The organism is Streptomyces sp. SAI-127 (assembly GCF_029894425.1).
In the GTDB taxonomy this organism is placed as follows: Bacteria; Actinomycetota; Actinomycetes; order Streptomycetales; family Streptomycetaceae; genus Streptomyces.
In genome coordinates this window covers 3,058,743-3,085,730 of the sequence record NZ_JARXYJ010000001.1, presented here as the reverse complement: position 1 = coordinate 3,085,730, position 26,988 = coordinate 3,058,743, and the positions used below count along the sequence as shown (strand labels likewise).

Below are 26,988 nucleotides of genomic sequence, written 5' to 3'. Positions count from 1 at the left end.
CAGCGCCACTCCCGCCCCGACCACACCCCGCCCCAGGGCAGCCCGCCCGAACGGGAACGACTGCGCGGCGCCGCCGACGACCCGCTGAATCACCCAGACCCGCACGCCGCGGCCGAGGCCGCCACCGTGGAAAATCTGCTGCGCTGTTGGGCCCGCGAGACGGACCTGCCCGCCCCCACCGGCGGCACCCTCCGCATTCCCCTCCCCGCCAGCGGCACTTCCCTTCTCGTCCCCGTCCACTACTGGTCGGCGACGGGGTGGCACCGCTTCGGCCTCCCCCGTCTCGCCGACGCCCCCGTGCAGGCCCCGCCCGCCGATGCGGTCACCGTTGCGGCGCTACTCACCCGGGAGTCGCTGACGACAGAGTCCCCCGCCTCTGCAGCCGGTGCCGAAGTCGTGGCCCGTGTAGCCGACTCCGTGCACCGGACCGCCACCTTCGTCAGCGAGCGCCGCAAGCACCCCGATGACGGCCCCGACCTCTTCCTCACCGCCGAACAGGCACTCGTCCTCGGCCACCCTTTGCACCCGGCCCCGAAGAGCCGCGAAGGTCTCTCCGAAGCCGAAGCCGCCTCGTACTCACCAGAGCTGCGCGGCTCCTTCCTCCTGCACTGGCTGGCTGTCGACCCCTCTCTCCTCGCCACCGACTCGGCCTGGACCGAACGCGGCCGTCCCGTCACCGCCGCCCAGCTCACCCAACGCCTGGCCGGCCCAGACCTCCCGCTGCCCGACGGCCGCACGGCCCTGCCGCTGCACCCCTGGCAACTCCGCGAGGTACGGCATCGCACCGAGACCGCCCCGCTGTTCGATGCCGGACTGCTTCAGGACCTGGGCGCCCACGGCTCCCCCTGGCATCCCACCTCCTCCGTACGCACCGTTCATCGCTCCGGCGCCCCTGCCATGCTCAAGCTCTCGCTGGGCCTGCGCATCACCAACTCCCGCCGCGAGAACCTCCGCAAGGAACTCCACCGTGGTGTCGAGGTGCACCGGCTCCTGCGCAGCGGCCTCTCCAAGCAGTGGCAGGCGGTCCACCCGGCCTTCGACATCGTCCGGGACCCTGCCTGGCTCGCCGTCGACGGGCCCGACGGCAGTCCCGTCCCCGGAATCGACGTGATGATCCGGCACAACCCGTTCAGCCCCTCTCACGACGTCTCCTGCATCGCCGGACTCGTCTCACCCCGTCCCGCTCCCCGCGCCCGGGCCGCCGGCACCGATGACCGCCCGGGCAGTGACAGGTCGGACGGAGACCGACCGGAGACGGACCCCCCTGTCTGGCGGTCCCGTCTGGCCGAGGTCGTCACCCGTCTCACCGCCCGCACCGGCCGCCATCGAGGAGCCGTCGCCGCCGAGTGGTTCCTGCGCTACCTGGAACACGTCGTCCGCCCGGCGCTGTGGCTCGACGCAGAGGCGGGCATCGCTCTGGAGGCACATCAGCAGAACACCCTGGTCCTGTTGGACGCCGGCGGCTGGCCCGCCGGCGGCCGGTACCGCGACAACCAGGGCTATTACTTCCGCGAGTCCCGACGCGCGGAGCTCGACGCACGTCTGCCCGGCATCGGTGCACACAGCGACACTTTCGTCTCCGATGAGGTCACCGACGAGCGTTTCGCCTATTACCTGGCGATCAACAACGTCTTCGGTCTCATCGGTGCGTTCGGCTCGCAGCGACTGGCCGACGAACGGCTGCTGCTCGCCGCCTTCCGCCGCTTCCTCGACGACGTGGCCTGCGGACCCACCCGACTGCGCACCACCCTCCCCGGCCGTCTGCTCGACTCACCCGTCCTGCGCTGCAAGGCCAATCTGCTGACCCGCGTGCACGGTCTGGACGAACTCGTCGGCCCGGTCGACACCCAGTCCGTCTACGTCACCATCGCCAACCCCCTTCACTCCTGAGGAACATGACCCACCCACCTCCTGAGAGGAGCGCCCTGTGTCTCCCACCGACGCGAGTGCCGATGCCGTTTCCGCCGCCTCGACCGACATCGGCACCGGCGCCTGTCCCGACGCGGGTGAGGACAGCGCAGCCCGGGGGATCGGCCGGAGCACCGACAACGAGGACACGCTGGACCTGCGCCTGCCCGACGAACTCGTCGCGCTCTTCAAGGAGGGGCGGTCAGGCGCAGATGCAGCCACGGCCGATGCTGCAGTCGGGCACGGGCACGGGCACGGGCACGGGCAGGGGCAGGGGCGATGGAGCTGGAGCGACAGCACCGCCCAGCGCGCCTTACGCACCCCGGGCGGCGACGGCCTCCTCGACGGGCTCGCGGACTGGGGGCCGATCGCGACCGCGGCAGGCGTGTTCCAACTCGTGCCCGTACGCGTCGAGCGTGACCTTGCCCTCGTCTGCCGCTGGATGAACGACCCCGCCGTCGCCGCGTTCTGGGAGCTGGCCGGGCCTCAGAACGTGACGGAGGACCACCTGCGCCCCCAGCTGGCCGGTGACGGGCGCAGCGTTCCCTGCCTCGGCGTGCTGGAGGGCACTCCGATGAGCTACTGGGAGATCTACCGGGCAGACCTGGATCCGCTGGCTCGCCACTGTCCGGTCAGACCGCACGACACCGGTATCCATCTCCTCATCGGCGCCGTCACCGATCGAGGGCGCGGTCTAGGCAGCACTCTTCTCAGAGCCGTCGCTGATCTCGTACTCGACAAGCGACCCGCCTGTGCTCGTGTCATCGCGGAACCCGACCTTCGCAACATCCCGTCCGTCACCGCCTTTCTGAGCGCAGGTTTCCGCTTCTCAGCCGAGGTCGACCTGCCCGCCAAGCGGGCGGCCCTCATGATCCGAGACCGGTCCCTGCGCGATCTGCTGTAGCAACGCGTCATCACGCAATCACTTTTGGTACACCGCTCGCGCCGAACCGGTTCCCACCCATCGCGAGACTTTTTCGACGACCCCGGACACATGACCTCGGAAACCCGGCCTCGGACACACGGCCTCGGACAACGACCCCGGACACACGACCTCGGAAACACGGGTTCCGCCACACCCGTCCCGCCACACCCGTCCCGCCCACAAGGCCCCGGTCAATTCCGGCCGCCACCCGACCAAAGTCGCCTCCGACCGGATCAAGCTCGGCCGATGTCGAACCGAGCCGAGCACATCCGACCCCGCCCCGCTACCTCTCCGAGGAGTTCCCGGTCTTGATCCCACCCCTCGTCCCCGCCTTGATCACCCCTTTGTCAGTGCCGGGCCGTAGGGTGGTCGCGCTATGACGAAGCCCTCACTCCCCGAACTCCTGCATGCTGCCGTCACTGCCGTCGGCGGTACGGAGCGCCCCGGCCAGGTGACCATGGCCGAATCCGTCGCGGACGCGATCGACGACGGCTCCCACCTGCTGGTGCAGGCCGGCACCGGTACCGGAAAGTCGCTCGGCTATCTCGTGCCCGCGCTCGCGCACGGGGAGCGGGTCGTCGTCGCGACGGCCACCCTCGCACTGCAGAGACAGCTCGTCGAGCGCGACCTGCCGCGCACGGTCGAGGCGCTGCACCCGCTGCTGCGCCGCCGCCCGGAGTTCGCGATGCTCAAGGGCCGGTCGAACTACATGTGTCTGCACCGCCTCCACGAGGGTGTTCCGCAGGACGAGGAGGAGGGGCTCTTCGACCAGTTCGAGGCCGCCGCGCCCACCAGCAAGCTGGGCCAGGATCTACTGCGGCTGCGGGACTGGTCGCAGGACACCGAGACCGGTGACCGCGACGACCTCACGCCGGGTGTCTCCGACCGCGCCTGGGCGCAGATCTCCGTGTCCTCCCGTGAGTGCCTGGGAGCGACGAAGTGCGCCTATGGCGCCGAGTGCTTCGCCGAGATGGCCCGCGAGCGTGCCAAGCTGGCCGAGGTCGTCGTCACCAACCACGCTCTGCTCGCGATCGACGCCATCGAAGGCGCCCCCGTCCTTCCTCAGCACGAAGTGCTGATCGTCGACGAGGCGCACGAGCTGGTCTCCCGGGTCACCGGTGTCGCCACCGGCGAGCTCACCCCCGGCCAGGTCAACCGGGCGGTTCGCCGCGCCGCGAAGCTTGTCAACGAAAAGGCGGCCGATCAGCTCCAGACCGCGGCGGAGGGCTTCGAGCGGGTGATGGAGCTCGCTCTGCCCGGCAGGCTGGAGGAGATCCCGGAGGACCTCGGGTACGCGCTCATGGCTCTGCGCGACGCCGCCCGTACGGTCATCTCCGCGATCGGTGCGACCCGCGACAAGTCGGTGCAGGACGAGGACGCGGTCCGCAAACAGGCGCTGGCCTCCGTGGAGTCGGTTCACGATGTGGCGGAGCGGATCACGAACGGCTCGGAGTGGGACGTCGTCTGGTACGAGCGTCATGACCGCTTCGGCGCCTCCTTGCGCGTGGCCCCCATGTCGGTGTCCGGCCTGCTGCGGGAGAAGCTGTTCGCGGACCGTTCCGTGGTCCTGACCTCGGCGACGCTGAAGCTGGGTGGCGACTTCAACGGTGTAGGAGCGTCCCTGGGGCTCGCCCCGGAAGGAACCGAGGGCGAGGATCTGCCGAAGTGGAAGGGCCTCGACGTCGGTTCGCCCTTCGACTACCCCCGGCAGGGCATCCTCTACGTCGCCAAGCACCTCTCGCGGCCCGCGCGTGACGGTGACCGAGTGGACATGCTCGACGAGCTGACCGAGCTCATCCAGGCGGCAGGCGGCCGCACCCTGGGGCTCTTCTCCTCCATGAGGGCTGCCCAGCTGGCCGCAGAGGAGCTGCGCTCCCGCATCCCGGAGTTCCCGATCCTCCTCCAGGGGGAGGAAACCCTGGGCGAACTGATCAAGAACTTCGCGGCAGACCCGCAGACCTGCCTCTTCGGCACGCTGTCGCTCTGGCAGGGCGTCGACGTCCCCGGCCCCAGCTGCCAGCTGGTCGTCATGGACAAAATCCCGTTCCCGCGCCCCGACGACCCTCTGATGAGCGCCCGCCAGAAGGCGGTGGAGGACGCGGGGGGCAACGGGTTCATGGCGGTCGCCGCCACGCATGCCGCGCTGCTCATGGCCCAGGGCGCCGGCCGCCTCGTCCGGGCCTCGGGGGACCGTGGTGTGGTCGCGGTACTGGATCAGAGGCTGGCGACGGCGCGGTACGGCAGCTACCTGAAGGCGTCACTGCCCGGCTTCTGGTACACCACGGACCGTAACCAGGTGCGGAAATCGCTGACGGCGATCGACGCCGCGGCGAGGGCGACGGAAGCGGCGGCGCTTGCGGCAGAGGCCGAGAAGGCGCAGGCGGAAGTCGGATGATCGTGGGTTGGCCCGACACGGGGACGGGTCGGACCAACCCACGATGCGGAGCGACCCGTCCCCGGGGACGGACAGCGCAGGGCCCCGGAACCGGCGCAGGGGTTCCGGGGCCCGGTCGGATCGGCGAGGCCTGCGACGCTGCTCAGACGCGCCGCAGTACTGCCACTACCTTGCCGAGGATGGTCGCGTCGTCGCCGGGGATCGGCTCGTACGCGGAGTTGTGGGGGAGGAGCCAGACGTGGCCGTCCTCGCGCTTGAAGCGCTTGACGGTGGCCTCACCTTCCAGCATCGCGGCCACGATGTCGCCGTTCTCGGCGACGGGCTGCCGGCGGACGGTGACCCAGTCGCCGTCGCAGATCGCGGCCTCGATCATCGAGTCACCGACGACCTTCAGCACAAACAGCTCACCATCGCCGACGAGTTGGCGAGGGAGGGGGAACACGTCCTCGACCGACTCCTCGGCGAGGATCGGGCCACCGGCGGCGATCCGGCCGACGAGCGGGACGTACGACGCGGCGGGCTTGCCCGCGGTGTCGGTGGGCTGCACCGAGGCGCCCTGGTCGGAGCCGCGCACCTCGTACGCGCGCGGGCGGTGCGGGTCGCGGCGCAGGAAGCCCTTGCGCTCCAGCGCCATCAACTGATGCGCGACGGATGAGGTGCTGGACAGGCCGACTGCCTGGCCGATCTCCCGCATGGACGGCGGGTAGCCGCGCCGCTGGACGGAGTCCCTGATGACCTCGATCACCCGGCGCTGCCGGTCGGTGAGCCCCGAGCTGTCCGCCCGGATGCCTGGAGGTCGGCCCGGGAGGGACCGCTTGTGTCCCTCGGGATTCACGGCTTCGTTCATCGCATGCACCGGCTCGAGTCGGCCCTGGGAACGGTCCTGGGCAGTGATGGTGGCACTGTCTGCGGTCGTGGTCACGTCGGCCCCTCTCGATGGTCTCCCTGCTGGACAACGGTAGTTGCTTTCGAAAGGTTGCGCCAAACACACGTTCGAGTGAAAAATCGCGAATCACCTGACGCGATCATGTGTCTGGGTGTATGGCTAACGCGCCGCCTGCCGAACAAAAGGGCCCATTGCTGTACTCTTCACCGCCGGATGGCGACCTCGCGGGTTGTTGCCCCAGTCTGCCATCCAGTGCCCAGTCGGCCGGGTACCGGCTCCCATCTCTGCGGGAATCCCACGTCCCCTCCTTGTGGCGCCCACGGTATCTCCGCATGCGCCGCAGCGATACGGCTGTGCGTCGTGTTCGCCGGGGGGCGGGGCAGTCGTATGGCACATGCCCATACAGGCGCGACATGCGTGTACGGCGTGTATGCCGTGCCAATCCCTACATGTAGTGCTTGGATTGCTACAGCAGCCCAGAAGTTGTGGTCCCCCGGGTCTCCAGGCCCGCCGCGATCGCCTATGCTTGGGGCTGCTTCGAGGGGCCCATGGGGCTCAGCGAGGCTATTGAGTCTGCTGTGAGGAGGGTTGGAGTTCATGCACTGCCCCTTCTGCAGGCACCCCGACAGCCGCGTCGTCGACAGTCGTACGACCGACGACGGCACGTCGATCCGCAGGCGCCGCCAGTGTCCTGACTGCTCCCGTCGCTTCACGACCGTGGAGACGTGCTCGCTGATGGTGGTCAAGCGGTCCGGAGTCACCGAGCCTTTCAGTCGTACCAAGGTCATCAATGGTGTGCGCAAGGCATGCCAGGGGCGGCCTGTCACCGAGGACGCGCTCGCCCAGCTCGGCCAACGGGTCGAGGAGGCGGTGCGGGCCACCGGGAGCGCCGAACTGACCACCCATGACGTGGGGCTGGCCATACTCGGCCCGTTGCAAGAGCTCGATCTCGTCGCGTATCTGCGATTCGCCTCCGTCTACCGGGCGTTCGACTCGCTCGAGGACTTCGATGCGGCGATCGCGGAACTGAGGGAGACGGGACCCCCCGCCGCGGACGACGAGGACCGCGGAGGGGCTGTGGACGGCGAAGAGGCCGTCGCGGGGAGCCAGGAAGACGATCGCGGGCCCGGAGGGACTGCTCAACTCCCCGAGCCCGCCCGCGCCGCCGACTGATCGGCGGGCCGGACCGGGCCAGGACCCCGGACCGGCCGGACGGCGGCGACCGAAGACCTGTTGCGGGCGGTAGCGAGTGGGTGCCCGCAATACCAGACAGAACACCGTGCCACGGGAACATCGGGGCACTTCAGGGCGTTTTCGCCCGTACAGGGAGGCGGCATGACAGAGACGGCGAGCGGTCCGGCACGGAGTTCCCGCGCCAAGGGCACCAAGGCGGCAGCGAACAAGGGCCTGCGTATCGAGCGCATCCACACCACCCCCGGCGTGCACCCGTACGACGAGGTGGCCTGGGAGCGCCGTGACGTCGTCATGACCAACTGGCGCGACGGCTCGGTCAACTTCGAGCAGCGTGGCGTCGAGTTCCCCGACTTCTGGTCGGTGAACGCGGTCAACATCGTCACCAGCAAGTACTTCCGCGGTGCCGTCGGCACCCCCCAGCGCGAGGTGAGCCTCAGGCAGCTCATCGACCGCATCGTGAAGACGTATCGGAAGGCCGGCGAGGACTACAAGTACTTCGCCTCGCCCGCCGACGCGGAGATCTTCGAGCACGAGCTGGCGTACGCCCTCCTGCACCAGATCTTCAGCTTCAACAGCCCGGTGTGGTTCAACGTCGGTACGCCCCAGCCGCAGCAGGTCTCGGCCTGCTTCATCCTGGCCGTCGACGACTCCATGGAGTCGATCCTCGACTGGTACAAGGAAGAGGGCATGATCTTCAAGGGCGGCTCCGGTGCCGGCCTGAACCTCTCGCGTATCCGCTCCTCCAAGGAGCTGCTGTCCTCGGGCGGCAACGCCTCCGGTCCGGTCTCCTTCATGCGTGGCGCCGACGCCTCCGCAGGAACGATCAAGTCGGGTGGCGCCACGCGCCGCGCCGCCAAGATGGTCATCCTCGACGTCGACCACCCCGACATCGAGGACTTCATCGAGACCAAGGTGAAGGAGGAGGAGAAGATCCGCGCCCTTCGCGACGCGGGCTTCGACATGGACCTGGGCGGCGACGACATCACGTCGGTGCAGTACCAGAACGCCAACAACTCGGTCCGCGTGAACGACACGTTCATGAAGGCCGTCGAGACGGGTGGCAAGTTCGGCCTGACGTCCCGCATGACCGGCGAGGTCATCGAGGAGGTCGAGGCCAAGGCGCTGTTCCGCAAGATGGCCGAGGCCGCCTGGGCCTGCGCCGACCCGGGCATCCAGTACGACGACACCATCAACCACTGGCACACCTGCCCGGAGTCCGGCCGCATCAACGGCTCGAACCCCTGCAGCGAGTACATGCACCTGGACAACACGTCCTGCAACCTCGCCTCGCTGAACCTCATGAAGTTCCTCAAGGACGACAGCAAGGGCAACCAGTCCTTCGACGTGGAGCGCTTCGCCAAGGTCGTCGAACTCGTCATCACCGCGATGGACATCTCCATCTGCTTCGCGGACTTCCCGACGCAGAAGATCGGTGAGAACACGCGCGCGTTCCGCCAGCTCGGCATCGGCTACGCCAACCTCGGTGCCCTGCTGATGGCAACCGGCCACGCGTACGACTCCGACGGCGGCCGGGCTCTCGCCGGGTCCATCACCTCCCTGATGACCGGCACGTCGTACAAGCGTTCCGCCGAACTCGCCGCGGTCGTCGGCCCGTACGACGGCTACGCCCGCAACGCGCAGCCGCACCTGCGTGTCATGAAGCAGCACTCCGACGAGAACACCAAGGCCGTCCGCATGGACGACCTGGACACGCCGATCTGGGCCGCCGCCACGGAGGCCTGGCAGGACGTGCTGCGTCTCGGTGAGAAGAACGGTTTCCGTAACGCCCAGGCGTCCGTCATCGCTCCGACCGGCACCATCGGTCTCGCGATGTCCTGCGACACCACCGGTCTTGAGCCCGACCTCGCGCTGGTCAAGTTCAAGAAGCTGGTCGGCGGCGGCTCGATGCAGATCGTCAACGGCACCGTTCCGCAGGCCCTGCGTCGCCTGGGCTACCAGGAGGAGCAGATCGAGGCGATCGTCGCCCACATCGCCGAGAACGGCAATGTGATCGACGCTCCCGGCCTCAAGCACGAGCACTACGAGGTCTTCGACTGCGCCATGGGCGAGCGCTCCATCTCCGCGATGGGCCACGTCCGCATGATGGCCGCGATCCAGCCCTGGATCTCCGGCGCGCTCTCCAAGACGGTCAACCTGCCGGAGACGGCGACCGTCGAGGACGTCGAAGAGGTCTACTTCGAGGCCTGGAAGATGGGCGTCAAGGCGCTCGCCATCTACCGCGACAACTGCAAGGTCGGCCAGCCCCTCTCCGCCAAGACCAAGGAGAAGGAGAAGGCCGAGGTCACGGAGAAGGCCGAGGAGACCATCCGCGCGGCGGTCGAGAAGGTCATCGAGTACCGTCCGGTCCGCAAGCGCCTCCCGAAGGGCCGTCCCGGCATCACGACGTCCTTCACCGTCGGCGGCGCCGAGGGCTACATGACCGCCAACTCCTACCCGGACGACGGTCTCGGCGAGGTCTTCCTGAAGATGTCGAAGCAGGGCTCGACCCTCGCGGGCATGATGGACGCCTTCTCCATCGCTGTCTCGGTGGGCCTGCAGTACGGCGTGCCGCTGGAGACGTACGTCTCGAAGTTCACGAACATGCGCTTCGAGCCGGCCGGCATGACGGACGACCCGGACGTGCGGATGGCGCAGTCGATCGTCGACTACATCTTCCGTCGCCTGGCGCTCGACTTCCTGCCCTTCGAGACCCGTTCCGCGCTCGGCATCCACTCCGCCGAGGAGCGTCAGCGCCACCTCGAGACCGGCTCCTACGAGCCGACCGAGGAGGAGGTCGACGTCGAGGGTCTGGCCCAGTCGGCGCCGCGCGCCCAGGAGCTGAAGGCGGTCGTCACGCCGAAGGCCGAGGTCGAGGCGGCCAAGCCCGCGCCTCAGGAGGCGCACACCAGCGCCGAGCTGGTGGAGATGCAGCTGGGCATCCAGGCCGATGCCCCGCTGTGCTTCTCCTGCGGTACGAAGATGCAGCGGGCCGGTTCCTGCTACATCTGCGAGGGCTGCGGGTCGACCAGCGGCTGCAGCTGATGTGAGTCAACCCAGGGCGGTGCAGCCGGACTTCGGCTGCACCGCCTTCGGCTTTTCCGTTTCTCCACGAGACGATCACACGTTAGGCTCCCCCAGCGCACGACCGGCGCGAACGGCAGGGTGGGGGACACGGGGAACATGGCTGAGCAGCAGATTGCCGATGTCGCGGAGAGCGTGAGGCAGCCCGAGAACGGCCCGAGCGAGTGGGGCCAGGCTGTCGCGGCACTGGTGGTGGTCGGGGGCCTCGCGGCCGTCGTGTTGTCAGGGACCTTTCATCAAAAGGCCGGCGACCCCGAACCTGCCGAATGCCACACGTCGGATGGCGCACGGCCGTCGAAGCCGGTCTCCGGGGTGCGGTTGTGCACGGCGCTGAACCGTGCGGACCTGCCCACGCTGCTCGGCACGCCGGCGGAGTACGCGATGAACGCCAGCGGCAACGAGAGTGTGGGTACCTGGGCCGACGGCACCAAGACCGTCACACCCGAGGCGGAGGTGCAGCTGTCCACCTACTCCGTGAAGCTCTCGACGTCCGACGACGACATCCCGGTGTCCGAGATGGCCGGTTTCCTGGGGAGTTCGACGCAGAACAGGACGATAGGCGGGCACCCGGCGGTCCTCTACTCGGACCGGACCATCGCCCTCAACTTCAACCTCGGCGGCGGCAAGGTCGACACCGGCCCCGGCGGCATCGCCCGCAGCCTGCTGGTCGCCAAGGACACCAAGGACGGCGGCGGCTTCTACGAGATCTCCATATGGCGTCAGGGCGACGTCCTGCCCGATGACCTCGCGTTGCTCCGCGTCGCCGAGACGGTGCTGCCGACGGTCCCGGACTGGACCGCCGGCTGACACGTCACGCCCGGCCCATGCTCCGGGTGAACGTCGCGGGGTCTTCCTCGAAGCCGTTGATCCCGGGGTGGAAGTCCCAGGTGCCGGATTCCTGCCGTACGAACTCCGCGACCTTCGCGGCCGTGGCGCCGAGGACGCCGCCGAAGTCGTCCTCGGCCAGAACCGTGTAGCCCTCACGGATCCGCAGAGCCGGGTTGATCACGCCGACGAAGGTGCGGGGTGTGGAACGCTGCTGGATGACGGCGCCGACCACCACGCGCGTGTACCGGGCGTCCAGGCGGTCGAGTTCGAGGGTCATGACCTCGTCCCAGCCGAAGCCCTTGCCGTCCTTGCTGTCCCGGTTGAGATAGATGGTGCCGTCGGGGGAGCGGCTGTCGAAGTGCACCACATAGGCGGGATCGCCGTACGGATCGCCCGCCACGTAGGTCGCGGCGACGATGTCCAGGTCGGTGGCCGGCTGCCCCGCCGGACTCGGATCCCACTTGAGCGCGACCTCGACCTTGCGGATCCCCTTGTTGATGCCGCTCACCAAATTTCCCCTTCCCCCTGTGTCCACGGCCCGAACTGCCAGTCAGGTAAGACCGGTTGCCCATCCTGCCACGCGCGTGTGTCACTCGTGCGTCGCCTCTGCCGCCGAGCGTGACCGGCGCCACGCTCTGTGGCCTTACCATGGCGCCGTGCTGGTCAAGTGGATTCGCTGCACCGTGGTGGACCGCCGCGGATTCGAGCGGGGGCAGCGAAAGTGGGCGGGGCTTCTCGGAGAGCCGGGGTTTCGGGGACAGGGCGGAGGCTGGAGCAGGGGGCGACAGGGTGTGGCGCACATCTTCTCCTTCTGGGAGAGCCGTTCCTTCTACGACTCCTTCATGGCCCGTTCCCATGACCGGCTCGCGGCGGCCCAGTCAGGCACGTTCAAGGACGTCCAGGTCAAGCTGTTCGACTACCGCTTCGACGTGAAGACGGGCTTCGAGCCGCGCTTCACCGACGCCGACCTGGTGCGGTTCGCCCACTGCCGCGTCCACGAGGAGCGCGCGGAGCACTTCACGCTCATGCAGGAAAAGGTCTGGAACCCGGCGATGGCCGGCTCGCCGGGCATGATCCGGGGTCTGTTCGGAGAGGCCCCGGGGCACGAGTTCCTGGTGCTCTCGATGTGGCGGTCGGCCGCCGAGCACGGCAAGTACCGCACCGAACGCGTGGAACGGCTCGCTCTGCGCGCCCAGACCGACGCCGACGTCGCCGCCCTCACGGGCGACATCCTGGATCTGGAACCGGCCTGGACGGTTTGAAATTCGGACTCACCATACGTGCGCCTCTGCGTGGCCGATGGTGCGGGAAATGTGTGACCTACGCCGTATGGAGCCCGTACGAGTGCTCGATACGCCCTCACCCGATCTAGGGTCTTGGCATGGCACGACCACGGCGAATCGTCCTTGTCCGGCACGGGGAGTCAACGGGCAATGTTGATGACACCGTTTATGAACGCGAGCCCGACCACGCCCTGGCCCTGACGGAACGGGGCTGGCAGCAGGCGGAGGAGACCGGTAAACGGCTGCGAGAGGTGCTGGGCCGCGAACGCGTCAGCGTGTACGTCTCTCCGTACCGCCGTACGCACGAGACGCTCCGCGCCTTCCACCTGGACCCCGAGCTCATACGGGTGCGTGAGGAACCCCGGCTGCGGGAGCAGGACTGGGGAAACTGGCAGGACCGTGACGACGTACGCCTCCAGAAGACGTACAGGGACGCCTACGGGCACTTCTTCTACCGGTTCGCACAGGGTGAGTCCGGGGCCGACGTGTACGACCGGGTGGGCGGCTTCCTGGAGAGCCTGTTCCGCAGCTTCGAGGCGCCCGACCATCCGCCGAACGTCCTGATCGTGACGCACGGACTCGCCATGCGGCTGTTCTGCATGCGCTGGTTCCACTGGACGGTCGCGGAATTCGAGTCACTGTCGAACCCGGGGAACGCGGAGATGCGGATGCTCGTTCTCGGGGACGACGGCAAGTACGCCCTTGACCGGCCCTTCGGGCGCTGGCGAGAGCCGGAACCGTACGGGATCACCGATTAGAGTGGCAGACCGATGACCGCTGACTCCACACCCGATGGGCGCCTGAGCCGCGCCCTGGCCAGTCTGCGTGGCCTGGCGGTGGGAGACGCGCTGGGCTCGCAGTTCTTCGTGCCGGTGAACTACCCCCTGCTGAAGAACCGCGAGCTGCCGCCCGGCCACTGGCAGTGGACGGACGACACCGAGATGGCCTGCTCGGTGGTGGCCGTCCTGGCCGCCCACCACCGCATCGACCAGGACGCCCTGGCCCACTCCTTCGCCGAACACCACGATTTCGACCGGGGCTACGGCCCCGCCGTCAACCGTCTGCTGCGGCTGGTCCGCGAGGGCGGCGACTGGCGCGAGCTCGCCGCGGCTCTCTTCAACGGGCAGGGTTCCTGGGGCAACGGCGCCGCGATGCGCATCCCGCCCCTCGGGGCCTTCTACGCCGACGACCCGGAGCAGGCGACCCACCAGGCCGAGATCTCGGCGTATCCCACGCACCAGCACCGTGAGGCCGTGGTCGGCGCCATGGCTGTCGCCGCGGCCGCCGCGCTGGCCGCCGCCCCCGGTGGCCCGCCCAGCCCCGGGGCGTTTCTCGACGGCGTCATTGCGCTCGTCCCGAAGAGTGCCGTCGGCGCGGGGCTGCGGCGGGCACGCGACATGCTCGACTACGGCGACGCCTCCACCGTTGCGGCCGTGCTGGGCTGCGGGCGCCGGACCACGGCACACGACACCGTGCCGTTCGCACTCTGGTCCGCCGCCCGGTCCCTGGGCGACTACGAGGAGGCATTCTGGACAACTGCCCAGGTGGGCGGTGACGTGGACACGACCTGCGCCATCGTGGGTGGTGTGATCGCCGGGGGGAAGGCCGGGACGCCGCCTGCCGAGTGGGTGCAACGGACCGAGGCGTTTCCGGAGTGGCTGCGGGTGCCGGGCTAGGAGACCCACGCCTGGCCCGGCCGCATCGCCGAAAACTCTCCGTGTGCGATGGGAACTCTGTGTAATCGCCTGCTCGTTGTTGTGACAGTTGGTGTGCGCCGGATGGGCCGGTGCACGCAGAAGACACGTGAGAGGCGCGGGGGTGTGGCCATGGGGTGGTTGGCGGTGTTCGCCCTGCTGTGGGCGGTGCTTGTCGTGCGGATGACCGGACTCTCGTCCTTGTCGATCCTCCGGACCCGGCCCGGCCATCCGCTGCTCATCGTGAGCCCGGCTCCATCAGCCGAGGCCCGGACCGGCCGTGCCGGCGAGTGCCTCCAGGTCGCTCTTGCGGACCTTGATCACCAACCAGGCGCTGACCAGGGCGAGTACGGCCATCGAGGCAGCCGCCACGAAGCCCGACGAGATGCCCTGGGCGAGCACTTCGTGCCCCCAGGGGGCGGGCAGCTGGTGCGTCTTGGCGAACTCCGCCTTCTGCTCCGCCGAACCGTCGGCCATGAATTGCGGCAACTGCTTCTCGGCCTCGTCCTTGCTGGCCGACCCGAACACGGTCGTCAGGATGGACAGACCGAGCGAACCGCCCACCTGCTGCGTGGCGTTGAGCAGCCCGGAGGCCGCGCCGGCCTCATGCTGGGCGACGCCGGAGACCGCGGTGATCGTCAGCGTCACGAAGTTCAGGCCCATGCCGAAGCCGAAGATCAGCATGGGTCCGAGAACTCCACCGACGTAAGAGCTGTCGGAGCTGATGAGGGCCTGCCAGGCAAGCCCGGTCACCGCGAGCGCCGACCCCGTGAGCATGAACGGCTTGGGGCCGAGCACCGGCAGGAATCGCTGCGACAGGCCTGCCCCCAGCGCGATCACGACCGTCACGGGCAGGAAGGCGAGACCGGCCTGGATCGGGCTGTAGTCCAGCACGTTCTGGACGAAGAGCACGATGTAGAAGAACATGCCGAACATCGCGGCGGCGAGACTCAGCATGATCACGTACGTGCCCGAGCGGTTGCGATCGGCGAACATCCGCAGGGGGGTGATCGGCTCCTTGGCGCGCGACTCGATGAACGCGAAGGCGAGCAGAAGCACCACGGCGATGCCGAAGGACCCGATGGTCAGGCTGTCCCGCCAGCCTTCGTCGGCGGAGCGGATGAAACCGTAGACGAGCAGGGCCATGCCCCCCGTGGAGGTCAGGGCGCCCGCGATGTCGAAGCGGCCGCTGTGGCGCTCGGACTCGCTGATGTACAGCGGGGTGAGTACCGCGATCAGCACGCCGATCGGCACGTTGACGAAGAGCACCCATCGCCAGTCGAGCCACTCGGTGAGCATGCCTCCGGCCAGCAGGCCTATGGCGCCGCCGCCCGCGGAGACGGCGGCGAAGACGCCGAAGGCCCGGTTGCGCTCGGGCCCTTCGGGGAACGTGGTGGTGATCAGCGCCAGCGAGGTGGGCGACGCGATCGCGCCACCCACGCCCTGCAGGACGCGGGCGGCCAGCAGCTGCCAGGGTTCCTGGGCGAGTCCGCCGAGCAACGAGGCGAAGGTGAACAGCAGGATGCCGGTCATGAAGACCCGGCGGCGCCCGAGGATGTCACCCGCGCGGCCGCCCAGAAGGAGCAGCCCACCGAAGGTGAGCGTGTAGGCGCTGACGACCCATGTGAGGTCGGTGGTGCTGAACTTGAGAGCGTCTTGAATGTGCGGCAGCGCGATGTTCACAATCGTCGCGTCGAGTACCACCATGAGTTGGCAGGCCGCGATGACGGCGAGCGCGATGCCGGGTCGCCCTTCCCGGCGGGCCGCACCTGGTTTCTGATCTTTGATCAACTGAGAGGTCGTCACTATGGGTCCCCCACAAGCGCGTTAGTGAACGGTGGCGTTCACTGTTGCGTCAACGGTAGTGAGTCCCTAGTAGTGAACGCAAGCGTTCACTTAAGTTTGTTGGCGCGTGGCGTGTCCCCCCGTGTCGCCACGCGGTGCCCCGCCCCTCCCCGAAATCCCCGCTTCCCTGTTCGCTGGAGTCACTCAGATGGTTACCTCGCGCTGGACGGCCGCCCCCGCTCAGGCGGCCTCCCTCCGTCGGCGCGGCGCCGTGCTGGAGCGTGCGATCCTCGACGCCGCGCTGGAGCAGCTCAGTACGGTCGGCTGGAACGGCCTCACGATGGAAGGTGTCGCCGCCGGAGCCCAGACCGGCAAGGCCGCGGTATATCGCCGCTGGCCCTCCAAGGAGGACCTGGTCGCAGACGCCCTTCGGGCCGGACTGCCGCGTTTCGAGGAGGCGCCCGACCTCGGTGGTGTGCGCGAGGACTTGCTCGAACTGTGCCGCCAGGCGCGTGAAGCGATGTTCTCACGGCCCGGCTTCGCGCTGCGCTCCGTCATTCACGAATGCGACCAGGCTCAGGCTGAACGCTTCCATGCCGTGATCTTCAACGGGGTCGTGGAGCCGAGTGTGAGGCTGCTTCGCGAGATCATCACCCGAGGAATTGAGCGGGGTGAGGTGCGTCCTGACGCGGCGAACGACTATGTCTTCGATGCCATCCCCGCCATGATGATGTATCGCTCCAAGATGCGCGGTAGCGAATGGAGTGACCGGGATGTCGAAGAGATGATCGACCAATTCCTGCTGCCGCTGCTGCGGTCGACCAAACTGTGAGCGCTGATCGTGGACGTCGGGACGCCGTCAGGGGAAACCGGGTGTCGCAGGGTGATCCCGGCGGCGTAGGCTAAGGGCGCCATGCCGTACGAACCACCTACTCACACCGTCGAGCGCTCCCTTCGCGCCACGACCGGAGCGAAGATCATTGCCGGTGTCGACGAGGTGGGGCGAGGAGCCTGGGCCGGCCCCGTCACCGTCTGCGCGGCCGTCACCGGACTGCGTCGACCGCCCCAAGGCCTCACCGACTCCAAGCTGCTCAGCGTCAAACGCCGTACCGAACTCGCAGAGGTACTGCGGACGTGGGTGACGTCGTACGCCCTCGGACACGCGAGCCACGAAGAGATCGACGACCTGGGGATGACGGCGGCCCTGCGGATCGCCGCCGTGCGCGCCCTGGAGGCACTCCCGGTCCGGCCGGACGCGGTGATCCTCGACGGGAAGCACGACTATCTCGGAACGCCCTGGAAAGTCCGGACCGTGATCAAGGGCGACCAATCCTGTGTGGCGGTCGCGGCGGCCTCGGTGATCGCCAAGGTTCAGCGCGACAAAATGATGGCCGAACTGGGTATCGACCATGCAGACTTCGGTTTCGCGGCCAACGCCGGGTATCCGTCGCCCGTGCACAAGGCCGCGCTGGAGGTTCGGGGCCCCACCCCGTACCACCGGTTGTCGTGGGCGTATCTTGATGCGCTGCCACAGTGGCGGCACCTCAAGAAGGCACGCAGCTGGGCGGATGGAAGCGTTCCGGAAATCGAGGGCCAGCTCGGCTTCGACTTCTGACGATTCCGCTCGCACTGATGTGCCACCCGCTGACGCGAGCCGCACCAACGTTTGATAAACATCAGCCCATGCCTCTCATTCCCGAGGAGCCTCAGATTCACGAGAGTGCCCAGGGTCCCCGCGCCACTCCGGCCAGCGGCCGCACCGCGCCGACCCCTCGTCCCGTACCAGGTCCACGCCCCGCGGCTCCGCCGCGCCCCGGGCGTCCCGGCCCGCTGCGGCCCGCGCCGCCGGTGCAGCGGACGCCGCACGACGTCGCCGTGGCCAAGCCCGGAGCGCCGGGCCCCGCTGTCCCTGCCACCGCCGCCGCGACTCCGGCCCCGGCTTCGGCGGCTCCGCAGATCCAGCTCATCCCGGCCTCGGCCGCCGGTGCGCTCGACGCTGCGGAGGAGGCCGTGGACCTCCTGCTGGAGTCGGGCCGTGCCCCCGGTGAAGTGCTGGTGATCACCACTGGCGAACACCATCCGTGGGCCGCCCATGAGCTGTCCTTCGGTGAAGCCGCCTACTGGGCGCAGCACGACGCCGGTGACGACGTGTTCTACGCGGACGCCACGGCGGTCTCGCGGGCCGCGTCCCGTCCGGTGGTCGTGGTCGCCGTCAACGGCGGTTCCGCCGCCGCTGTCGCCGAGGCCCTGCCTCTGGCCCACGCCCGGGCCGGCGCCCTGCTGATCGTCTGCGGCGATCCGCAGCAGATCAACTCGGTACTGGGCGCCGGCGTCTGAGCCGTTTCCGGTACGTCCGGAGGGGCGCCGGGGTGACGAAAGGTGCCGCCCGCGCGGCACCTGCACAGTGAGTCCTTCGGCATGCACGCGTCCGAGCGGGTGTCCCCTCAGGAAGCGCGCCATGCCGGTGCCAGGAACGCGTGCGCGCGGTGCGCCATGACGTCGTGGGCCGTACGTCCGAGACGTACGGCCGAAGAACGGCGACCGGGCCGGTCTCGGCGCTCGGCTCTCAGCGAGCCGCCACGCGGCGCAGGACCTCCGAGGCGGCGCCGCCGGTGCGTGGCAGCAGGGGCGGAGATTCGGACGTGGCGAACGGCTCCGGCGCGGAGTCCGCGTTCGGTCGGCGTCCGCCGCGTCCCTCGCCGAGCACCTGCCAGCCGTCGCGCGTCAGCGTGATGTACGCCCCGCAGCGCAGCCCGTGCAAAGTGCAGGCGTCACGCAGGCCCCACATCCACGCGCCGTCCTCCTCCGTCCAACGCGCGTCGCCCTCACGGCAGTAGAGCAGCACAGCGGTGCGCACGGGTGTGCGGCGCCGCAGGTCGTGCGGGATCACCCGGCGCAGCTGGGCAAGCAGCGTGTTCCGGAACATCCAGCCGTCGGCCGGTGCCGGACGGCGCGTGAACGAGGCGCTCGCCCGCAGTCGTTCGTCCGGGTCGAGGACGGCCACGATCGCGGTCGCCGGTTTGGGACGGTGCCGGGAGTGCAGCCCGCTGACGACCTCGCGCGGATTGCGCAGCAGCGGGATGCCGGCCTCGGCCCACTCGGCGGGTTCGAGCAGACGGGCCAGAGGGTTGGCGGATGCGGCGGACAGGTCGGCTGACGACGTGGACGCCGCGGAGGACGGAGCGAATCCGAAGGTCACGGTCCTCCCTTCGGCTACGCGCCCATACGGCGGGCGGGGTCGGATTCGGGGGAGCGCGCACCGCAGCAGAGCCCTACCGGTCAACGGACGGGCCGTGCGGGGAGCGGACCTCAATTCTTCCTGTCGAACTTGGTTGCGGCAACGAGCAATTGGGTCCACCGACACGAATCTGACGGTTCGTGGCTTATATCCCTACCCAGTGTTTGACCGGCGATGCCCGGGACCTCCGAGCCCGGCCGTTCACGACCCGCATCGGTAGGCGCGCGTGGCGCGCTGTCGCTTCCGGTGTCTGCTCAGCCACGTACGGCCAGAACCAGAGGCAACACCCCCTGGGCACCTGACCGCAACAGCAGCCGGGCGGCGACCGCGAGGGTCCAGCCGGTCTCGGTCATGTCGTCGACAAGCAGGACAGGGCCCCCGGCTGCCTGCAGTGCCTCTCGCAGGGACGGAGGGATGGTGAGCGCTCCGTGCAGGGCGCGCAGGCGCTGAGCGCTGTTGGAGCGGGGCAGCGAAAGATCGTCGGAGTGGTCCGTGTATGCGAGGGACCCCAGGAACGGGATGCGGCCGACGGTGGAGATCCGGCTTCCGAGGGATGTGACCAACTGGGGCCGACTGTGCGAGGGAACGGTGACCACCCCCACCGGCCGGGCCGGTGCGTCCGGGGCGCCGGACGCCCAACCGTCGGGCGACTTGGCCCAGTCGGCCAGCACGGTCACGACTGCGTTCGCCACATCGTCGGGGGCGGGAGCGTCCGGAGTCTGGGGTGCGAGCAGCGGGCGAAGGCGGTTGCCCCAGCCGATGTCCGACATCCGCCCGAGCGCCCGGCCCGGCAAGGCCTGTTCGCCGGGTGGGATACGGCCCTTGAGGTCGACGCCGATGGAGGGGAGCCCGGTGGGCCACATTCGGCGGGGCTCCACCACGACACCGGCGCGGGCGAGCGAGCCGCCCGCCGTGTCCAGGGCGGCCGAGGAGATGTCGGCGGTGAAGCGGGGTCCGGCGCAGTTGTCGCAGCGGCCGCAGGAGGCCGCCTGCTCGTCGTCCAGCTGCAGCCTCAGGAACTCCATACGGCAGCCCGTGGTGGTGACGTAGTCGCGCATGGCCTGCTGCTCGGTGGCGCGCTGCTTGGCGACCCAGGCGTAGCGCTCGGAGTCGTACGACCAGGGTGCTCCGGTGGCGATCCAGCCGCCCTTGACCCGATGGACCGCACCGTCCACGTCCAGCACCTTCAGCATGATCTCCAAGCGGGTGCGGTTGAGCTCCACCAGCGGTTCGAGCGCGGGCAGTGACAGCGGCCGGTCCGCTCGGGCGAGGGCGTCCAGGGTGCGCCGTACGGATTCTTCGGGCGGGAACGCGACGGAGGCGAAGTACGACCAGATCGCCTCGTCCTCGCGGCCGGGCAGGAGCAGCACCTCGGCGTGCTCGACGCCGCGTCCGGCGCGGCCGACCTGCTGGTAGTAGGCGATGGGGGAGGACGGCGAACCGACGTGGACGACGAAGCCGAGGTCGGGTTTGTCGAACCCCATGCCGAGCGCGGAGGTGGCCACCAGCGCCTTGACCTTGTTCGCGAGGAGGGCTTCCTCGGCCTGCTGGCGTTCGGCGTTCTCCGTCTTTCCCGTGTACGAGGCGACGGTGTGCCCGCACTGCCGCAGGAAGGCGGTGATCTCCTCGGCGGCGGCGACTGTCAGCGTGTAGATGATCCCGGAGCCCGGCAGGTCGTCCAGGTGATCGGCGAGCCAGGCCAGCCGGTGGGCGGCGTCGGGGAGCTGGAGAACACCGAGGCTGAGGCTCTCGCGGTCGAGCGGGCCGCGCAGGACCAGCGCGTCCGAGCCGGTGCCGGTGCCCAACTGCTCCGCCACGTCGGCGGTGACCCGGGCATTGGCCGTGGCGGTGGTGGCCAGCACAGGCACCCCGGGAGGGAGATCAGTGAGCATGGTGCGCAGACGGCGGTAGTCGGGGCGGAAGTCATGGCCCCAGTCGGAGATGCAGTGCGCCTCGTCGACGACGAGAAGGCCGGTGGCGGCAGACAGCTCCGGCAGGACGTTGTCGCGGAAGTCCGGGTTGTTGAGCCGCTCGGGGCTCACGAGCAGCACGTCCACGGTGCCCGCGGCGATCTCGGCGCGGATGGTCTCCCACTCCTCGGGGTTGGAGGAGTTGATGGTCCGGGCGTGGATGCCGGCGCGGGCGGCGGCCTCGACCTGGTTGCGCATGAGCGCGAGCAGCGGAGAGACGATCACGGTCGGCCCGGCACCGCGCTCGCGCAGCAGGGCCGTCGCCACGAAATACACCGCGGACTTGCCCCATCCCGTGCGCTGAACGACCAGGGCCCGGCGCTTGTCGGCGACCAGCGCCTCGATCGCCCGCCACTGGTCCTCGCGCAGTCGCGCCGATCCGGTGCTGTCCCCGACGAGCCGGACGAGGATCCCGTCGGCAGCCTCGCGCAGCTCCGTCTTGCTCGTGTGCGTCATGCCTCCATACAACAGGACGCCTCCGACAGCGGCGCCTCTCGGCGGCCGAGCTGTGGATGACGGGATGCCTTGTCGTGGCCCTGATCGGACTTATCCACAGGCTCAAACGGAACGTCACGATCCGCGAGATCGTCTGCGCATGACGAATCACAGCGAAACGACCGGACCTGCTGCAAACGGCGATAACGGCGGACGGAACAACGACGGACGCAACAACGACGGCTCGGGGATCAGCGACCGCGTCGGATTCGACGCGCATGGCGCCGAACATCAGGTCACCCTGCGGACTCCGGGCGAGCTGGCCGACGCCCTGCCCTACCTGCTCGGGTACCGGCCCGAGGACAGCATCGTTCTGGTCGCCCTGCACGACCGGGGCGGCCGCGGCCGGTTCGGTGGGCGAGCCCGGCTCGGCATCCCCGCCAACAAGGACGACTGGGCGGCCGTGGCCCGGCAGCTGGCCCACGGACTGATCACCGGTAGCGAGCGCCGCGGTGCCCGCCCCGAGCAGATGGTCGCCTACCTCTGCCAGGAACCCGCGGCCGGTGAAACCGGCAGGCAGATCACGGAGCGGCTGGCCCCGCTCGCCGCCCTGCTGCGCACGGAGTGCGGCAGGCTCGACGTTCCTGTGATCGAGGCATTGTGCATCTCCGGCGGCCGCTACTGGTCGTACTGTTGCCCGAGCCAGGAATGCTGTCCCGTGGAGGGACTTCCGATGGGTCTGCCCGGCACCTCGGTGCTCGCCGCGGCGGCCACGTACGCCGGACTGCAGGTGCGCGGCACACTGCGCGAGTTGCGGGCCCGGCTGCAGCCCTGGGAGACCGCGGCCGCGCTGGAACAGGAAGTCGCTCTGGACACCGCAGGCATGGCCCTGGTCCCCAGGATGCTCGAACTGACGAGCCGGGCGGAGGTGGCCGAGGAGACGGTGCGCCTGGCCAGGCGCACCATGGCACGCTTCGCCGAGGCAGCGCCCGTGTCGGGGGCGCTCCAGGCCGACCTGCGAGACGACGAACTGCTGGGGCACCAAGACGCGGCGGAACTCATCCTCGGCCTGCAGGACCGCACGACCCGGGACCGCGCGGCCGAGTGGATGGAGGCCGAGGAGGCCGGACCGGCACTGCGCCTGTGGCGTGCATTGGCCCGCCGGTGCGTCGGACCCTACGGCGAGCATGCGGCGGCGCCGCTCACCCTCGCCGGATGGGTGGCGTGGGCCACGGGCGACGAGATCGAGGCCAGGGAAGCGCTGGCCATGGCCCTGGGTGCGGATCCCGGCTACCTCTTCGCCCGGCTCCTGCACCAAGCCTGCAACGAAGGACTGGACCCGGAATCCATTCGCCGCTGCCTGCGCGCGGAACGCGAGGGGCGCGAGGCACGCGCGCGGGCGGAGATCGCTCAGTCCGCCGATGTGGACGATGTGGAGACGACCGACGAGCTGGTGCGGCCGAACACGCCCGTTCCTGGGCGGGTGGCAACCCCGCCCGGTTACGACGGGTTCATGGGTGCCAAGCCTGTGCCCGGCAAGCGCAACGACACGCAGTCGGAGTGTCCGTCCCGTGCCGCAGACGCGCTGCCGCCATGCCCGCCCGGTTCGGACCGCTCTCTGCCGGGGCCACCGCCCGCCACGACCGCCCGCCGACGTAAGCGTGTGCGTCCCGGCACTCGCCCCGACGCCCGTCCGAACACCGCTGAAGCCGAAAGCAGGCAGCCCTGCGCGGAGGAATCCCGCCCGCGCTCTCGACCGGCCCGCGGTACGCGCCCCGGTGCCGCCCGCCGCACCACGGGCAAGGACGACGTGCGCCGGCCCCAGGGCACACGGCCCGGGGGTGCCACCGAGGAGGAGGGATGAGCGACCGCTGGAAGTGTGTCGCACGCGGGTGGTCCCGCCTGCGCCGCCGGGTGGCGGCTCCGGGCCGCCCCCATTCGGTCGGCTTACGTGCTCGGGGGCGTGACCCTGAACAGGCCCGCCCCGTTCACCTGAGTGGCGGAACGCCCGATCGGGCCGTACCGCCGCAGCACCCATGTCCTGCAGGAGCCCCGCACCGGGCGCCGAACACGCCCGAGCCGCGCAGAGTGCAGAGGAAGCGCCCCTTGCATCAGCCGACTCCGCCCTCCAACGACGACGTCCGTTCCCCCCTTGTCACGCCGACGACGGTAGGGAAAGCAAGCGCCGGTCCGCCGCCGTCGGCCGCAGCCACCGGCATGGCTGAGCCGAGGTTCCCGAGCGGCACCCAGCCCACCTCGGTGCCGGTTGAGCACCGCTGGAACACGGCTCCGGACCACGGCCAGGAGGACACCGGTTCCTCGCTGTCACGGGACCGGGAGCGGTCTCCGTCGGTGGCGGCTGCGCGGCGCTCGTCGACGCCGGCGGGGCAGGACTGGGCTCCGCCTCCGAACCCGAGCCGTCGCCCTCGCCCGCCCTCACTCGCCCCGTCCGGACCGCCGCAGAACCACCCTTCGGGGCCCCGAGGCCCAGCTGAACTTCCCCCGGCGCACTCGGTCATCATCTGCGTGGCGCTTCCGGGCCTGGCCATCTCCACGGACCAAGGGCAGTTGAACGGGCACGGGCTGGAAGGCTTCTACCGCGCGGGCCGACGCGTGCTCTCCCGGTGCCAGATCCGTATCGCCGGCCGGGAGCCTCTCGCGGTCCAGGCACGGACGACCGCGGCGGATCGCGCACGTTTCATGGCCACCGCTCGTGTCTCCCAGGGCGGAGGCCCGGACCCGGACGTCGTCGTCGAACGCACACGCCACGCGGACGGCACGGAGCGCATCACGCTGCACAGCGCTGCCGTCCGCCCACTGCGACTGCCGGTGGAGGTGGCACTCGGTACGGATCTGGCGGACCTGGGCGCGATCGCGTCCGGCCGAGCGGGACCCGAACTGCCCGCGAGCGTCCACGACTCCGGCCTGCGCTGGTCCTGCGCCGCCGGCGGGGCGTCGGTCACGGCCGACCCACCGCCCTCCGACGCACTGGCGTCGGCGGGCCTTTTGCGCTGGGAGTTCGAGCTGCCCCCCGGCGGCACGGCCGGCCTTGAGTTGCGCGTACGCCTGGACGGGGCGAGCCCTGTCCGGGCCGTGGGGCGCGCGGCGACCAGCCCCCTGGCTTCCGCCCGCGCGACGGGAGACCACCCAGCGATCCAGCCGCTTTTGGACACGAGCATCGACGATCTGCAGTCCTTGCTCCTACGCGACCCGGCACACCCCACCGACATCCACCTCGCGGCCGGAGCCCCCTGGCGCTGCGGCCTGGCCCCGGCCGACGCGCTCGTCGCAGCCCGTATGACACTGCCGCTCGGCACCCGGCTCGCCGCCGGGACCCTGCGCACCCTCGCGCGCACCCAACTCCGGGGGCACACAGCGCAGTCCGGCATGATTCCCGGGCCGCGCCGGGACGCGGGCGCACATATTCCAGCGGGTTGCACGGGCACCGAGGCCACCCTGCTCTTTCCCGCCCTTCTCGCGGAGGCCTCCCGGTGGGGGCTCTCCCGACAGGAGACAGAAGAACTGCTCCCGACAGCCGAGCGTTGTCTGGGCTGGCTGCGGGCGGCCGTGGGGGAGGGGACGTATCTGTGTGATCCACAGCCCGGCGGCCCCGTCCGCTGCGAGACTCAAGCGCACGCGCATCGCGCGGCCGTCCTCGGTGCCGATCTGCTCGACGCGTTCGACAGACCCGGCGGGTCGGCGCTGCGGGATTGGGCCCGCGAGTTGCGCTCGGCCTTCCGCGAGGAGTTCTGGGTCGAGGACCGCGGCGGTGGCCGGCCGGCCACCGCGCGTGCCCCCGACGGACGTCTCGTGCCGCAGCTCGGTGCCGCGGCCGTCCATCTCCTGGACACCGGCCTGCTGGGCGGTGGTGAACAGGCACCCGGCCTGCTCGACAGGGCGCAGATCGAGCAGCTCGCCAGGCTGCTCGGAAGCCCGGTCATGGACTCGGGCTGGGGGTTGCGCGGACTGGGCACGAAAGAGGCGGGATACAACCCGTTCGGCCATCGCACCGGTGCGGTACGCGTCCACGAGACGGCCATCGCCGTCGCGGGCCTGGCCGCCGCCGGGTACGAAAAGGAGGCCGGCTCGCTCCTGCACGGTCTGCTGGCGGCGGCTGAGACCTTCGGCCACCGGCTCCCCGAGATGTACGCGGGTGAGCAGCGCACCGACGGGAGCGCTCCCCTTCCCCACCCGGCGGCCTGCCGGCCGGCGGCCACGGCAGCGGCCGCGGGAGTCCTGCTGCTGAGCGCCCTCGCGGGAATCCGTCCCGACGCCCCGGCGGGGACGGTCACACTGCGCCCCGTGCGCAGTGCGCCGCTCGGCGAGATCAGTCTGACCGGACTGAGGCTCGCGGGGGCCCCGTTCTCGGTACGGGTCAGCAGACTCGGGCTCGCCATGGTCGAGGAGGCCGCGGGGAGGCTGCAACTGAGGTCGTGACCTCGGACGACACGCGCGCCGGCAAGGGCCGGGCGCAGGGGGGCGGACCAGTTCGGAGCATGAGTGGATCAGCCACTGATGCGGTCGGCGAAGGGAGTGTTTATCGTCAGGCAGACGACTATGATCGCCGCATGCCCTACGACCCGTCAGCCTTTCCGCCCTTCGCCGTCACCGTGGACCTGGTCGTGCTCACCGTGCGCCGCCACGCCCTGTGCGCGCTCGCGGTGCGCAGGGGTGAGCCGCCGTTCCAGGGGCGCTGGGCGCTTCCCGGCGGTTTCGTACGGGCCGACGAGGATCTGGCGCAGGCCGCGGCCCGTGAGCTCGCCGAGGAGACCGGGCTGCGCGCCCATGACCCGGACGTCCCCGTCCAGGACAACGGAGCACACCTGGAACAGCTCGCGACCTACGGCGATCCCAAGCGCGATCCCCGGATGCGCGTGGTGAGCGTGGCCCACCTCGCCCTCGCCCCCGACCTGCCCGCCCCACGGGCCGGCGGTGACGCCAGCAACGCGCGGTGGGCGCCTGTCGAGGAGCTGTTGCAGCGAGGCGGTTACGGTCGGGACGGCGAACCGGTCGCACCGCTCGCCTTCGACCATGCGCAGATCCTGTCGGACGGAGTGGAGCGCGCCCGCTCGAAGATCGAGTACTCGTCGCTGGCCACCGCCTTCTGCCCGCCCGAATTCACCGTGGGCGAGCTACGCCGCGTCTACGAGGCGGTGTGGGGCGTGGCTCTGGACCCGCGCAACTTCCACCGCAAGGTGACGGGCACACCGGGCTTCCTGGTCCCCACCGGTGGCACCACCACGCGACAGGGCGGCCGCCCTGCCCAGCTCTTCCGGGCCGGCGGTGCCACGCTTCTCAACCCTCCGATGCTGCGCCCCGAAGTGTGACGGCACCGAAAACGGGACATAACGCGCTATCTTGCTACG

At 69.8% G+C, this 26,988-nt stretch carries 20 protein-coding genes; 15 read left to right on the top strand and 5 right to left on the bottom strand.

Features of this window, described 5'->3' with window-relative positions:
• Positions 1-60: 60 nt before the first annotated feature.
• From M2157_RS14000 to M2157_RS13990, 3 genes are all read left to right on the top strand, one after another.
• Positions 61-1,890, top strand: coding sequence for an IucA/IucC family protein (locus tag M2157_RS14000; protein ID WP_280868199.1), 1,830 nt, complete (start codon positions 61-63; stop codon positions 1,888-1,890).
• A gap of 37 nt (positions 1,891-1,927) precedes the next feature.
• Positions 1,928-2,812, top strand: a complete 885-nt coding sequence (locus M2157_RS13995; protein WP_280862204.1) for a GNAT family N-acetyltransferase — start codon at positions 1,928-1,930, stop codon at positions 2,810-2,812.
• Positions 2,813-3,209: 397 nt separating this feature from the next.
• The gene (locus M2157_RS13990; protein ID WP_280862203.1) at positions 3,210-5,228 is read left to right on the top strand and encodes an ATP-dependent DNA helicase; all 2,019 of its coding nucleotides are present in this window, start codon (positions 3,210-3,212) and stop codon (positions 5,226-5,228) included.
• Between the two features lie 142 nt (positions 5,229-5,370).
• Here the strand turns inward: M2157_RS13990 and lexA are convergent, their stop codons facing one another.
• Positions 5,371-6,150 carry a transcriptional repressor LexA gene (lexA, locus tag M2157_RS13985; protein ID WP_057613273.1) on the bottom strand — a complete coding sequence of 260 codons (780 nt, stop codon included), beginning with the start codon at positions 6,148-6,150 and terminating at the stop codon, positions 5,371-5,373.
• 561 nt (positions 6,151-6,711) lie between these two features.
• Between lexA and nrdR the strand changes: the two genes are divergently transcribed.
• From nrdR to M2157_RS13970, 3 genes are all read left to right on the top strand, one after another.
• Positions 6,712-7,287: a transcriptional regulator NrdR gene (gene nrdR, locus M2157_RS13980; RefSeq protein ID WP_280862202.1), complete on the top strand. Its 576-nt coding sequence runs from the start codon at positions 6,712-6,714 to the stop codon at positions 7,285-7,287.
• Positions 7,288-7,449: 162 nt separating this feature from the next.
• Positions 7,450-10,350: a vitamin B12-dependent ribonucleotide reductase gene (locus M2157_RS13975; protein WP_280862201.1), complete on the top strand. Its 2,901-nt coding sequence runs from the start codon at positions 7,450-7,452 to the stop codon at positions 10,348-10,350.
• Positions 10,351-10,488: 138 nt separating this feature from the next.
• Positions 10,489-11,196 (top strand): DUF6215 domain-containing protein, encoded by a 708-nt coding sequence (locus M2157_RS13970; protein ID WP_280865405.1) that lies wholly within the window; start codon positions 10,489-10,491, stop codon positions 11,194-11,196.
• Positions 11,197-11,200: 4 nt separating this feature from the next.
• On the opposite strand, the gene M2157_RS13965 is transcribed toward M2157_RS13970, so the two are convergent.
• Positions 11,201-11,725 (bottom strand): TerD family protein, encoded by a 525-nt coding sequence (locus tag M2157_RS13965; protein ID WP_348541791.1) that lies wholly within the window; start codon positions 11,723-11,725, stop codon positions 11,201-11,203.
• A gap of 148 nt (positions 11,726-11,873) precedes the next feature.
• Between M2157_RS13965 and M2157_RS13960 the strand changes: the two genes are divergently transcribed.
• The 3 genes from M2157_RS13960 (at position 11,874) to M2157_RS13950 (ending at position 14,176) form a co-directional block, all read left to right on the top strand.
• On the top strand, positions 11,874-12,479 hold the full coding sequence (locus M2157_RS13960) for a YdbC family protein (RefSeq protein WP_266529371.1): 606 nt from the start codon (positions 11,874-11,876) through the stop codon (positions 12,477-12,479).
• Positions 12,480-12,598: 119 nt separating this feature from the next.
• Positions 12,599-13,258, top strand: coding sequence for a histidine phosphatase family protein (locus M2157_RS13955; RefSeq protein ID WP_280862198.1), 660 nt, complete (start codon positions 12,599-12,601; stop codon positions 13,256-13,258).
• Between the two features lie 12 nt (positions 13,259-13,270).
• Positions 13,271-14,176, top strand: a complete 906-nt coding sequence (locus M2157_RS13950; RefSeq protein WP_280862197.1) for an ADP-ribosylglycohydrolase family protein — start codon at positions 13,271-13,273, stop codon at positions 14,174-14,176.
• Positions 14,177-14,452: 276 nt separating this feature from the next.
• Here M2157_RS13950 and M2157_RS13945 read toward each other — a convergent pair whose 3' ends face one another.
• Positions 14,453-16,000 (bottom strand): MFS transporter, encoded by a 1,548-nt coding sequence (locus tag M2157_RS13945; RefSeq protein ID WP_280862196.1) that lies wholly within the window; start codon positions 15,998-16,000, stop codon positions 14,453-14,455.
• 187 nt (positions 16,001-16,187) lie between these two features.
• On the opposite strand from M2157_RS13945, the gene M2157_RS13940 reads away from it, so the two are divergent.
• The 3 genes from M2157_RS13940 to M2157_RS13930 all read left to right on the top strand — a co-directional run bounded on the left by M2157_RS13940 (position 16,188) and on the right by M2157_RS13930 (position 18,316).
• Entirely contained in the window at positions 16,188-16,811 is a 624-nt protein-coding gene (locus M2157_RS13940) for a TetR/AcrR family transcriptional regulator (RefSeq protein WP_280862195.1), read from the top strand.
• An 81-nt stretch (positions 16,812-16,892) separates the two neighbouring features.
• Entirely contained in the window at positions 16,893-17,594 is a 702-nt protein-coding gene (locus tag M2157_RS13935) for a ribonuclease HII (RefSeq protein WP_280865403.1), read from the top strand.
• 68 nt (positions 17,595-17,662) lie between these two features.
• Positions 17,663-18,316, top strand: coding sequence for a hypothetical protein (locus tag M2157_RS13930; protein WP_280862193.1), 654 nt, complete (start codon positions 17,663-17,665; stop codon positions 18,314-18,316).
• Between the two features lie 229 nt (positions 18,317-18,545).
• On the opposite strand, the gene M2157_RS13925 is transcribed toward M2157_RS13930, so the two are convergent.
• Together M2157_RS13925 and M2157_RS13920 are read right to left on the bottom strand one after the other, a co-directional pair.
• Positions 18,546-19,178, bottom strand: a complete 633-nt coding sequence (locus M2157_RS13925) for a hypothetical protein (protein WP_069761604.1) — start codon at positions 19,176-19,178, stop codon at positions 18,546-18,548.
• Positions 19,179-19,471: 293 nt separating this feature from the next.
• The gene (locus tag M2157_RS13920) at positions 19,472-21,643 is read right to left on the bottom strand and encodes a RecQ family ATP-dependent DNA helicase (RefSeq protein ID WP_280862192.1); all 2,172 of its coding nucleotides are present in this window, start codon (positions 21,641-21,643) and stop codon (positions 19,472-19,474) included.
• Between the two features lie 139 nt (positions 21,644-21,782).
• On the opposite strand from M2157_RS13920, the gene M2157_RS13915 reads away from it, so the two are divergent.
• From M2157_RS13915 to M2157_RS13905, 3 genes are all read left to right on the top strand, one after another.
• Positions 21,783-23,486, top strand: coding sequence for a DUF4192 domain-containing protein (locus tag M2157_RS13915; protein ID WP_280865402.1), 1,704 nt, complete (start codon positions 21,783-21,785; stop codon positions 23,484-23,486).
• A 662-nt stretch (positions 23,487-24,148) separates the two neighbouring features.
• Positions 24,149-26,059 carry a glycogen debranching N-terminal domain-containing protein gene (locus tag M2157_RS13910; protein WP_280865401.1) on the top strand — a complete coding sequence of 637 codons (1,911 nt, stop codon included), beginning with the start codon at positions 24,149-24,151 and terminating at the stop codon, positions 26,057-26,059.
• A gap of 131 nt (positions 26,060-26,190) precedes the next feature.
• Positions 26,191-26,949, top strand: a complete 759-nt coding sequence (locus M2157_RS13905; protein ID WP_280862189.1) for an NUDIX hydrolase — start codon at positions 26,191-26,193, stop codon at positions 26,947-26,949.
• The last annotated feature ends 39 nt before the right edge of the window (positions 26,950-26,988 follow it).

What these genes read in the sequence shown, in the direction of transcription:
- M2157_RS13935 (WP_280865403.1), top strand. Translation starts at nt 16,893, where the DNA reads ATGCCGTACGAACCACCTACTCACACCGTCGAGCGCTCCCTTCGCGCC.
- M2157_RS13975 (WP_280862201.1), top strand. Translation starts at nt 7,450, where the DNA reads ATGACAGAGACGGCGAGCGGTCCGGCACGGAGTTCCCGCGCCAAGGGC.
- nrdR (WP_280862202.1), top strand. Translation starts at nt 6,712, where the DNA reads ATGCACTGCCCCTTCTGCAGGCACCCCGACAGCCGCGTCGTCGACAGT.
- M2157_RS13940 (WP_280862195.1), top strand. Translation starts at nt 16,188, where the DNA reads ATGGTTACCTCGCGCTGGACGGCCGCCCCCGCTCAGGCGGCCTCCCTC.
- M2157_RS13955 (WP_280862198.1), top strand. Translation starts at nt 12,599, where the DNA reads ATGGCACGACCACGGCGAATCGTCCTTGTCCGGCACGGGGAGTCAACG.
- M2157_RS13970 (WP_280865405.1), top strand. Translation starts at nt 10,489, where the DNA reads ATGGCTGAGCAGCAGATTGCCGATGTCGCGGAGAGCGTGAGGCAGCCC.
- M2157_RS13990 (WP_280862203.1), top strand. Translation starts at nt 3,210, where the DNA reads ATGACGAAGCCCTCACTCCCCGAACTCCTGCATGCTGCCGTCACTGCC.
- M2157_RS13950 (WP_280862197.1), top strand. Translation starts at nt 13,271, where the DNA reads ATGACCGCTGACTCCACACCCGATGGGCGCCTGAGCCGCGCCCTGGCC.
- M2157_RS13905 (WP_280862189.1), top strand. Translation starts at nt 26,191, where the DNA reads ATGCCCTACGACCCGTCAGCCTTTCCGCCCTTCGCCGTCACCGTGGAC.
- M2157_RS13920 (WP_280862192.1), bottom strand. Translation starts at nt 21,643, where the DNA reads ATGACGCACACGAGCAAGACGGAGCTGCGCGAGGCTGCCGACGGGATC.
- M2157_RS13930 (WP_280862193.1), top strand. Translation starts at nt 17,663, where the DNA reads ATGCCTCTCATTCCCGAGGAGCCTCAGATTCACGAGAGTGCCCAGGGT.
- M2157_RS13915 (WP_280865402.1), top strand. Translation starts at nt 21,783, where the DNA reads ATGACGAATCACAGCGAAACGACCGGACCTGCTGCAAACGGCGATAAC.